Below are 7,620 nucleotides of genomic sequence, written 5' to 3'. Positions count from 1 at the left end.
CCAACAAATATTATAGAACCGAAAAAATCTGCTTAAAAACATGCAAAAGCCTCTCATCCACATCAGGATGAGAGGCTTTGCTATGTACGCCGTGCACCTTCCTTCGACCGCCGCACATAAGCGTTACTCTTGTCGTTGGCTCGATTTAGGCGACCCCGCGGCACATGAGAAATTCCACTTAATGCTGCTTCCTTCCGGACCTGACATGGTTCATGGGTTCCCATTGCGCGGGACCCAAATGTCAACACTACGTGCAAAAGGCAGACCCTACAATACGGACGGCCTCAGGAAAGGGATTCAGTCTTGCTAGAGCGGATTGCAAGTTATAGGGCACCGCTACCTCCCCACCTAGCACGGCAACTTTTATTATACGAGTAGCCCGTAAAAAAATCAACTTTCACCTATTTGTATTCCGCGATAAATTTTTCAATGAAAATTGTTGACTTCTTTTCTGATGCCTGATATATTATTACTTGTCTAACACGGAGGTATACCCAAGTTCGGCTGAAGGGATCGGTCTTGAAAACCGACAGGGGTGTCAAAACCCGCGGGGGTTCGAATCCCTCTACCTCCTCCATACATAATTTTTAGATCTAAACATATAGAAAAAAGCTGTCCGCCGAAAAGGGAAACCTGATCGTGGACAGCTTTTTTGTTTTGTAGATAACCAAATACGCCCTTGCTTTTCAGGATAAATAATCCATACTTGTGCGAGATGATAATCTCGTCCTCCTTGAAAACGCCAGGGTGTCCAGTTTACATTATTAAACTTCTGAATATAGATTAATTTCGACTGTTGCCATTTGTAATAGCTCATGTTCTTCTAAAACAGTTAGTAGTTCGATTCCCTTTTGAACCCATGGGAATCCGTTATTATCTAAGCAGTTTAAACATATACCTTTACGTACATAACAAACCGCTAATTGTAAATACGCCTTTTGTTTTTTTGATAATAGAATAGCTGTTTCGATCTCTTCCAATGCCTCTACATAGCATTTTTCTTTAATTAGCATTAGCGAAATATTTACACAGAAGTTTATTTTTAAACGCTGTATGTTTTGAAAATCCCCGTACCGTTCAATACTTTTAAATGCTAATTTTTTTATTTCAAGCATTGTTTCAAGTGGAAAAAAATAAAAAATCGAATTTAATAAGTATAAATCCGAAAAGTAAAACTGATTTCCATCTGAAAGTCTTCTCCATACACTTGAGACAGTTGTTTGAAGAATTCTTGTATCAGCAGTGTATAGGAGTATTAAAAAAGCCTCGCATAAAGACTTAATATCAGTAATTAATTGGTCGTCTTTTTTGTGTAAATAGCTTACTGCCATATTAAATAGCTCTTTTATATTTTCTTCATTATTGTAAGAAGTTGAAATAAATTTCTTGAATATCGCATCTTTTTCAGTATGCTTGAAACCATTTTGAATATATAAGACTTCTTCAAATGTTACTTCTAGATTTTCAAGTATATTAGCTAAAGACGAGTAAGTAATATCTGTTTTATTTAACTCGAATTTCGAATAAGCACTTTGCGTCATTACTCCATCTACTACATATTTCTGTGAAAAATCTTTATCACTTCTAATCTTTTTAATAGTTGAGCCTATGTTTGTCTGCATCTATTATCCCTCCCATAATAGTCATTTGCGACTTTTTTAAAACCTTTCTATCCTAATAAAAGTATTATTACATAGAGTGGAAATATTTTTACAAAGACAGGAGGTGCCAACCATGTTAGATTTAATTATTTCGATGTTAGATATATGGTTTATTGGTGGTGGTTAATATCTTCGAAACAAAAGTACAAAACCCTTGTAAATGATCCTTAAAATAGTACCTTTCCTATTTTAAATGCTTATTTTGGATACATTACACAAGTAAAAGACTGAATATTACGATTACTTAAACCGTTTTTTCAACGTATTTACAAAGAAGAACCGAACACGTAAATTAGATATCATTTGTCGGACACTTTAAAATACCACTGTTGCAAAATTTCTATTGAGTACGTAACTAAGGAATTGGAAGTTGTAAAAGTAATATTTTATTTGTTATCTAGAGCCAAGGCGAATACAAATAAATATAAGGGAGTTTTAAGCATGAAAAAAACTATTTTAGCCCTGTCTTTAACAACAACTATGTTATTTACCCAAGCAGGTTCTGCAGAAGCTAGTTCTAGTCTAAATGAAATTTTAAAACTACAGCCTGATATCTCGAAACGAGAATTGCTACAGGATGTTCGAATGATTGCATCTAATACAGGACAGTCAGAACAAAGTATTATTGAGCAAATTTATACGGAGCTAAAAAATGATCAAGACAAGGGTAAAGAGGAGAAATTAGCCCGCTCTGATATGTCTATTTATGGAGGTTCTGGGGGAACTGTAAGTGTGGGTTCTAGTACAAAAGGAAACTTCTATTACACACCTTCACAAACTGCTTATTTAGATCATGGTCATGTTGGTATGTACTTTTCTTCAACAACAATTGTAGAGTCTGTTCCTTCTGCTGGCGTTCGAACAATTTCAACTACTGCACGTAAAGTAGATAGCTCTGGAGCTATGGTTAAATCGGTCACAACATCTACTACAAATCGTAATAACGCTGCAAACTGGGCGAATACTCAGGTTGGACAATCATATTCTTATAATTTTGCTACAAATCGTTCGACGAGTCATACTGGAGCTAAAAACTGCTCCAAATTAATTTGGTCTGCTTATAAACTATATGGCTCGTTAGATTTAGATGTAGACGGTGGATTAGGTGTTTACCCACGTGATGTTAGAGATGCCAAGGGTACTGCTCTAGTAAGAAACATTTAATCTTTCAAACAAGACCGTCTAAATAATTTGAGACGGTCTTATTTGTTAATCTGGAGGTACTGACTATGAAGAAAAGTATATTAATAGGTGCCGTCTTATTATTTATCGCTATTTTAGTCATTAGTCTTTCAAAAGAAAAAAATATCCCTGATACTTCGTTACTTTCAACAGATGAAATTTCTGAAAAGGAATTATTAAAGAACACTAAAGCAATCATTTATTTATCAACAACAGCTGACCAGGATATTGATAATAAAGGATTAAGTTATGGCGTTTTTGTACAGGATGATGATTCAGTTCAAGCACTTGCTATGAAAGGACTTGAACTAGGAAGCGTCGCTGTAGGCAAAGATCAGATACTTTTAGAAGATAAAAATAACATAAATATTATAAGCGACACTATTAAAAAATTTAAAATGGACACTCCACAATATACAGGTGAAAGAACTGGTTATCTATCAGAAAAAGAATTATTCTTCAGTATATATAACAGTGGGTTCGTAGAAGATGGATACAGTTCAGATGTTCGATATGGCGATTCTAAAGGTTTCAATGTAGATAGTATACCTTATTATATCGTTGCATCTGGTACTACTGAAAACTCAGTTCATATACTCACTCAAGATTTTGAAACAAATAAATATGAATTAAAGGAAGTAACATTTGATGAGGAACTTAAGATTACTGATATAACTACTATCCAATCCGAGTCTACTGAAAATATGCAAGTTCTCGCACCAATCTTATCCGATGAAAACTATTATTATTTAATTTTATCTACAATTATTAATGATACTAATGAAACAGTATCGCTTTATAGAATTAATAAAAAAACCATGGAGCAAGATACATTTGAATTTATTGACTACAGTAATGTAGATTTAACAGCTACTATTCCTTATAATTATAAAAACTCTGCAACAATCCATAACAACAAATTATATTATGCTAACGGATTAGGTGAAATATATTCTTTTAATATAAATTCAACTGCTGTATCAAAAGCATTTAGTCTTAATAAAGTCAGTAACTCTAAAGTTCGCCACAATGAAGAAACATACTTTAAGGAAGGAAATCTATATGTATTGAGATATAGCCCAGATAAAAAGGAACAATACTATTTAGAATCTTATTCACTGGAGAAAGGGATTTTAACGGATTCTATTGATATCCATGGTCTTGATACAATCATAAAAGAATCCCAAAACAAAAAAGTTTACTCATATGACTTGAAAATATTAAAGTAAATAATACATCTGCTACAGTTGGTTGCCTATAAGGCTTCTTTAGCTTCTTCTGAAGTCCCCACCGCAAAATACACAGTAATGCACCTCACTTATAATTCTATAACCCAAAAAGCTGTCCATTGACAAGGAAATCCTAATCATGGACAGCTTTTTATAGTTGGCGAGCCCTGTGTCAAAGGGGTTTTTTCTTGTTATATCCACGCTCTCCGTAAGGTTGAAGTTGGTCTAACCACTTCGTCTCCAGTTCCAACAGTGCCTCTTTCTCGTTGAAATAGGGATCCTCTTTCTTTTTCAGTTTCTCTAATATATCAAAATTGAACACATCTTTTCCAAAATGGTCCCACTCTTGTTGAAGCTGTTTGTTCGTGTGAGTATTTGTTTCTAATTGAAACTTCACCCCATTGAGTGTTTTGAAGTTTTTAGTACTTCCTACAAAGACTTTTTCGTTCGCTGTATTCTTGATTTGATAAATTCCCGCTTCAATAGCGGTTTCTTTGTATTGTTGCTTCAGCTCTTTTTTACGTTCCATATCTTGTCACTCACTTTCCATTGTTAGTTCTTCAGCCAATACTCGCTTCCATCTGCAGTTCGATCCAAAAATCCATATTCGATTAAATATCTTCTGATTAAGACATAGTCGTCATGAATTTCTTTTAATAGCTCATTAAGTTCTTTTTCTGAATAGGTTGTTTGACTGTCAATCGAGTTTGCAATTTCCCTAATGACAACCAATCGTTGTTTTTCTTTAGGAGGAAATTTCGTTAGCCCGCCACTCATACCATCAGGTAAAAATTTCTTAAGGATCTCCTGCTGCTCCACTTCAGTAATCGCATACCGATCGTCAATCATCTTAGCCGTTTTATGCGGAGGTATGAAGGCCGGTGTATGGTCATCTTTTTCTTTCAGCAGTTCCATCATCGTCAAAAAGATCTTTGCTTGCCGTTCTTTCTCTTTTAATGCAAATCGATGATGTCGTACCGTAGAGACGCTCCCGATCCCCATTTCATGCTGAACTTCTTTATCCCCTTTGCCTTCATAAAAAAGGCGCAATAACTGATTTTGATGATCAGTGAGACCCGTAAGCCTTTTCTCCATTCCAATTAGGTAATCAAATACCGAGTGATGCTCATTTTCGATATGGAGACGCATGTACCGCTCCGCTTCATAAAGTGTATTTCCATCAGGATAGACAATTCCTTTATCAATTCGTTCACTACATAGCAAACACGTATAGGAATGTTGGTCTTCAAAATATCCATTTTTCATTTCAGTTAATGAGGCATTCCAAAATAAATCCGAGTTTTCCATTATACAAACGCCCCTCTTCATTGTTCAATTTTAAGCAAACAGTTAAATATATTGTTTGCTTGATACCTTGAATACTATTCTTTTTTCTCAGTTGTGTCAAACAGAAAAACAAACATATCAATACATAATTTATTCATTGGCCAACAAAGTGATTTTTCGTTGGTAACTTAAGACGAATAAATAATTGATATACAAACAGATTTATTTTTAATAAGAAAGTTATTGAACACAAAAAAACAGAGGTCACCTATGCATAAAGCAAATGTGACCTCTGTTTTCATGATTAGTTACTTACCGTTGCACCTTCTGCAACAGGTGTGACGGCGATACATGTATAATAAGGGAATTTCTCTCCCAATACACGTGCTGCCTCTTCTTCACGGCCTGAATGCACAGCAACAAACAGTGATGGACCTGCGCCGCTCAGCGTCATGCCATATGCGCCATGTGCGTGACTCGCTTCACGGACTGCATCGAAATCAGGAAACATCTTTTTCCGATAGGGTTCATGGAAGATGTCGCGATCCATCATGCGTCCGACGAGCGACCATTCCCCCTTTGCAAGGGCTGCTGCCATAAGACTACTTGCAGCGCTTCCTTCTGTTGCTTTTTTGTGGTCCAATTGACGCGGGAGGAGCCCACGGGAGTGATCGGTTTTCAGCTCGACGGGAGGTACCAGTACTACGCCTCCAATGGGAGGGGAGTCGAACTTCATGACTTCCAATGACTTATGATCGTAAAAAGAGATCGTCACGCCTCCAGCAATCGCCGCTGTCACGTTATCGGCATGACCTTCGATATCGACACCAAACCACATTTTTTCTTTCTGATTCATCTTAAGATCATGTAGCTGGTCAGCGATTTCAATTCCTGCGGCAATCGCTGCGGCACTACTACCCAATCCTTTGCCTAAAGGGATATCGGACTTCACGCGTAGTGTACATGGAATCATGTCACGTCCTGCGCGACGTACTACTTTTCCGATAGTCTGGACGATTAGATTGTCTTCATCAGTTGGAATTCCCTGCATCCCTTCGTCTTCATAGACGACCATCCATCGATCTGCAGGTTCTACTTTCACCGTCATATATAACGACAGCGCAATGCCTATACTATCAAAGCCTGGCCCAAGGTTTGCAGTCGTTGCAGGAACAGTCACGGTAAATGGAGTATTGCCCATTTACTTCGCCTCCTTTTGCAAGTCCGCTGCGAATGCTTCGAATTCCTCACGTGTCATGAATGGCTTCCCATCATTGACTCGAATTGCGGTTTCAGGATCTTTTAACCCATTCCCGGTCAAGACTCCTACAATCGTTGTTCCTTTCTTGATTTCTCCCGATTCTATGCGCTTTTTCAGTCCTGCAATTGTCGCACACGAAGCCGGCTCAGCAAACACACCGTCGGTTGCAGCAAGCAGGCTATACGCTTCTAGAATCTCTTCATCTGTTACCGATAAAATATGACCGCCTGATTCCGACAAGGCTGTTTCTGCTAAGTGCCAGCTCGCTGGATTACCGATTCGAATGGCAGTCGCTACTGTTTCGGGCTCCTCAAAAATGCGCCCGTAAACAATCGGTGCTGCACCATCTGCTTGCACGCCTAGTAATTTTGGCTTGTCTCCACCTTTTTTCTCCGCGTACTCCGTAAAACCTTTCCAAGCAGCTGAAATATTGCCGGCGTTTCCAACAGGCAACGCAAAAATGTCTGGAACGCATCCGAGTTGTTCAATTGTTTCAAAGGCAATTGTTTTTTGACCTTCCAACCGGTACGGATTGACCGAATTTACAAGGGCGATGTCGCCTCCGCCAGCTTCTCGTACCATTTGCAACGCTTCGTCAAAGTTTCCTTCGATTTCAAGGATTTCAGCGCCATACATCTTCGCCTGCGCTAATTTCCCAAGCGCAATCCGACCTTCCGGAATAACGACAATTGTACGCATTCCTGCGCGTGCACCGTAAGCGGCTGCTGATGCAGAGGTATTGCCTGTTGACGCACAAATAAGTGTTGTTTTTCCTTCTTCTTTCGCTTTTGCAACGGCCATTACCATCCCGCGGTCTTTAAATGATCCCGTCGGATTGGCACCTTCCGTTTTCACATATAAATTCACACCCCACTGTTCAGATAAGTTTTTCAAGTGAATGAGTGGTGTATTACCTTCTTGTAGTGTTAGATCGGGTGTTTGCTCCGTTACAGGAAGCCATTCCCGATATTCGTCAATTAGTCCATTCCATCGTCTCATC

General features: G+C 38.1%; 7 protein-coding genes, 1 tRNA gene and 1 other RNA gene. 3 read left to right on the top strand and 6 right to left on the bottom strand.

Going from position 1 to position 7,620, the window contains the following annotated elements; genetic code table 11:
• Positions 1-89 precede the first annotated feature (89 nt).
• Positions 90-357, bottom strand: an RNA gene (gene ffs / locus RL70_RS17675) — signal recognition particle sRNA large type.
• Positions 358-484: 127 nt separating this feature from the next.
• Between ffs and RL70_RS15440 the strand changes: the two genes are divergently transcribed.
• A tRNA-Ser gene (locus RL70_RS15440) sits at positions 485-577 on the top strand.
• 187 nt (positions 578-764) lie between these two features.
• On the opposite strand, the gene RL70_RS15435 is transcribed toward RL70_RS15440, so the two are convergent.
• Positions 765-1,622 (bottom strand): helix-turn-helix domain-containing protein, encoded by an 858-nt coding sequence (locus tag RL70_RS15435; protein WP_039044303.1) that lies wholly within the window; start codon positions 1,620-1,622, stop codon positions 765-767.
• 480 nt (positions 1,623-2,102) lie between these two features.
• Here RL70_RS15435 and RL70_RS15430 point away from each other — a divergent pair, with 480 nt between their 5' ends.
• Both RL70_RS15430 and RL70_RS15425 read left to right on the top strand, forming a co-directional pair.
• Entirely contained in the window at positions 2,103-2,825 is a 723-nt protein-coding gene (locus tag RL70_RS15430) for a hypothetical protein (RefSeq protein ID WP_039044302.1), read from the top strand.
• Between the two features lie 65 nt (positions 2,826-2,890).
• Entirely contained in the window at positions 2,891-4,072 is a 1,182-nt protein-coding gene (locus RL70_RS15425; protein ID WP_039044301.1) for a hypothetical protein, read from the top strand.
• Positions 4,073-4,244: 172 nt separating this feature from the next.
• On the opposite strand, the gene RL70_RS15420 is transcribed toward RL70_RS15425, so the two are convergent.
• From RL70_RS15420 to thrC, 4 genes are all read right to left on the bottom strand, one after another.
• Positions 4,245-4,601 (bottom strand): GIY-YIG nuclease family protein, encoded by a 357-nt coding sequence (locus RL70_RS15420; protein WP_039044300.1) that lies wholly within the window; start codon positions 4,599-4,601, stop codon positions 4,245-4,247.
• 23 nt (positions 4,602-4,624) lie between these two features.
• Positions 4,625-5,380, bottom strand: coding sequence for a DUF2087 domain-containing protein (locus tag RL70_RS15415; protein ID WP_039044299.1), 756 nt, complete (start codon positions 5,378-5,380; stop codon positions 4,625-4,627).
• Positions 5,381-5,663: 283 nt separating this feature from the next.
• Positions 5,664-6,560 carry a homoserine kinase gene (gene thrB, locus RL70_RS15410; RefSeq protein ID WP_039044298.1) on the bottom strand — a complete coding sequence of 299 codons (897 nt, stop codon included), beginning with the start codon at positions 6,558-6,560 and terminating at the stop codon, positions 5,664-5,666.
• Positions 6,561-7,619: a threonine synthase gene (gene thrC, locus RL70_RS15405; RefSeq protein ID WP_039044297.1), complete on the bottom strand. Its 1,059-nt coding sequence runs from the start codon at positions 7,617-7,619 to the stop codon at positions 6,561-6,563. It abuts the gene before it with no gap.
• Between the last annotated feature and the right edge of the window lies 1 nt (position 7,620).

Origin of the sequence: Sporosarcina sp. ZBG7A (assembly GCF_000813425.1) — a bacterium.
In the GTDB taxonomy this organism is placed as follows: Bacteria; Bacillota; Bacilli; order Bacillales_A; family Planococcaceae; genus Sporosarcina.
Note: the sequence above shows the minus strand (reverse complement) of the source record. Positions and strands in the feature narration are given on the sequence as shown.